This is a genomic window from Phyllobacterium calauticae, from assembly GCF_019991125.1.
Classification (GTDB): Bacteria; Pseudomonadota; Alphaproteobacteria; order Rhizobiales; family Rhizobiaceae; genus Phyllobacterium; species Phyllobacterium calauticae.
This window is the reverse complement of sequence record NZ_JAGENB010000023.1, coordinates 1-2490: the sequence shown is the minus strand read 5'-3', so window position 1 is coordinate 2490 and position 2490 is coordinate 1. Positions and strand designations below refer to the sequence as shown.

Genomic DNA, 2490 nt, shown 5'->3' with positions numbered 1-2490 from the left:
TGTTGATTTGCATTGAGAGCTGACCCGGGATTGCGGGAAAATATCACTGAGAATTGACCCATGTTTCAATCATCCCCTGTGGTTTCAGCGGGGGCACTGGAGTGATCGACATGGCGTTACTGAGCGTAATCCGACGCTGGCATTTTCGGGATGATCTATCGATCCGGGAGATATGCCGCAGGACGGGCCTATCGCGGAATACTATCCGCAAATACCTGCGTGGCGGCGACGTGGAGCCGAGATTCAAGGTACCGGAGCGACCGAGCAAGCTTGATCCGTTTGCAGATCGTTTCTCGGTCTGGCTGAAGACGGAATCCAAAAAGAGCCGCAAGCAGAAACGGACGATGAAGCAGTTGCATTCTGATCTTGTGAGCCTTGGCTATGACGGCTCCTACTGCCGCGTTGCAGCCTTTGCTCGCGAATGGAAAGCGGACCGGCAGAGAGAACTCCAGACAACAGGACGCGGCACGTTTGTCCCCCTGGCATTTGAGCCGGGTGAGGCGTTCCAGTTCGACTGGTCTGAGGATTGGGCGGTGATTGGCAATGAGCGCACGAAGCTGCAGGTGGCGCATACGAAGCTGAGCTACAGCCGCGCCTTTATTGTCCGGGCCTATCTGCTGCAAACGCACGAGATGCTATTCGACGCGCACAATCATGCGTTCCGCGTCTTCGGCGGAATTCCTGGCCGCGGCATCTACGACAACATGCGCACAGCGATCGACAAGGTTGGCCGTGGAAAAGAGCGCGACGTCAATATCCGTTTCATGGCAATGGCCAGCCATTACCTGTTCGAACCCGAGTTCTGTAATCCTGCAGCCGGCTGGGAGAAGGGACAGGTGGAGAAGAACGTTCAGGACGCGCGTCATCGCTTCTTTCAACCGACGCCGCGCTTTCCGTCACTGGAAGCCCTAAATGACTGGCTTGAGATTCAATGCAAGGAGTTCTGGGCAAAGACTCTACATGGCCAGATGCGCGGCACCATTGCCGACATCTGGGCAGAGGAAGCGCCGGCTCTCATGCCCGTTTCCAGGCCGTTCGATGGGTTCGTCGAGTACACGAAACGGGTCACACCAACCTGCCTCGTGCATCTGGAGCGCAACCGCTACAGCGTCCCCGCTTCTTTCGCCAATCGGCCAGTGAGCCTGCGGGTCTATCCCGATCGTATTGTTGTTGCAGCAGAAGGTCAGATCGTCTGCGCGCATCATCGCGTCATCGATCGTTCCCATGATCGGCCGGGACAGACCATCTACGACTGGCGGCACTATCTGGCTGTCGTGCAGCGCAAGCCGGGCGCTCTGCGCAATGGTGCTCCGTTCGCCGAGCTACCGGACGCATTCAAGAACCTGCAGCAATATCTGCTCAAGAAGCCCGGAGGCGACCGCGAGATGGTCGATATTCTGGCGCTTGTCCTTCAGCACGACGAGCAAGCCGTGCTGAAGGCCGTGGAGATGGCGCTGAAGTCCGGGGTTCCCACCAAGACGCATGTGCTGAACCTGCTGCATCGCCTCGTCGACAGCAAATCCTTCACGCCTCCAACCCTCGACGCACCTCAGGCACTGACGCTTACCAACGAGCCCAAGGCCAATGTGGAACGGTACGACACCTTGAGAAAGACGGAGGTCCGCCATGCGTCATAATCCGGCAAGCGGCGCGATCGTTATCATGCTGCGGCAACTGAAGATGCACGGCATGGCCCAAGCCGTCGGTGAACTGACCGAACAAGGAGCGCCGGCGTTCGAAGCTGCCATTCCCATCCTGTCGCAACTCCTCAAGGCGGAGACGGCCGAACGAGAGGTGCGGTCTACGGCCTATCAGCTCAAGACGGCACGCTTTCCTGCCTACCGCGATCTGAACGGATTTGACTTTAGCAGCAGCGAGATCAACGAGGCGCTCGTACAACAGCTTCACTGCTGTAACTTCCTCGACGACGCCAACAACATTGTCCTGGTCGGCGGCCCCGGTACGGGCAAAACGCATGTTGCCACAGCGATCGGTGTCCAGGCCATCGAGCAGCATCACAAGCGCGTTCGGTTCTTCTCAACTGTGGAGCTGGTCAACGCGCTTGAGCAGGAGAAGGCTCAAGGTCGCTCGGGGCAGATCGCCAATCGCCTCGTGCATTCCGACCTGGTCATCCTTGACGAGCTTGGTTATCTGCCATTCAGCGCTTCAGGTGGTGCGTTGCTCTTCCACCTGCTGAGCAAACTCTACGAGCGCACCAGCGTCATTATCACCACCAATCTCAGCTTCAGCGAATGGGCCAGCGTCTTTGGTGATGCAAAGATGACAACCGCGCTGCTCGACCGGCTCACCCATCATTGCCACATCCTTGAAACCGGAAACGACAGTTTCCGCTTCAAGAACAGCTCGGCTCATGAACCCAAAACAACGAAGGAGAAGCCTAGGAACTTGACCACCACCAACACGAGCGATACCTAAAGGCGGGTCACTTCTCGGCGCAAATCCCGGGTCAGCTCTCAGTGCAAATCAACA

At 57.6% G+C, this 2490-nt stretch carries 2 protein-coding genes; both read left to right on the top strand.

All coding sequences use genetic code 11. From position 1 onward, the window contains the following. The first annotated feature begins 110 nt into the window (after positions 1-110). Complete coding sequence (istA, locus tag J1W56_RS25740; protein ID WP_223616132.1) at positions 111-1637, top strand: IS21 family transposase; 1527 nt, start codon at positions 111-113, stop codon at positions 1635-1637. Beyond that, positions 1627-2436, top strand: coding sequence for an IS21-like element helper ATPase IstB (gene istB, locus J1W56_RS25735; RefSeq protein WP_223616131.1), 810 nt, complete (start codon positions 1627-1629; stop codon positions 2434-2436). Before istA ends, istB begins: the two co-directional genes overlap by 11 nt. The last annotated feature ends 54 nt before the right edge of the window (positions 2437-2490 follow it).

Coding starts and splice junctions, on each gene's coding strand:
- istA (WP_223616132.1), top strand. CDS start 111: ATGGCGTTACTGAGCGTAATCCGACGCTGGCATTTTCGGGATGATCTA.
- istB (WP_223616131.1), top strand. CDS start 1,627: ATGCGTCATAATCCGGCAAGCGGCGCGATCGTTATCATGCTGCGGCAA.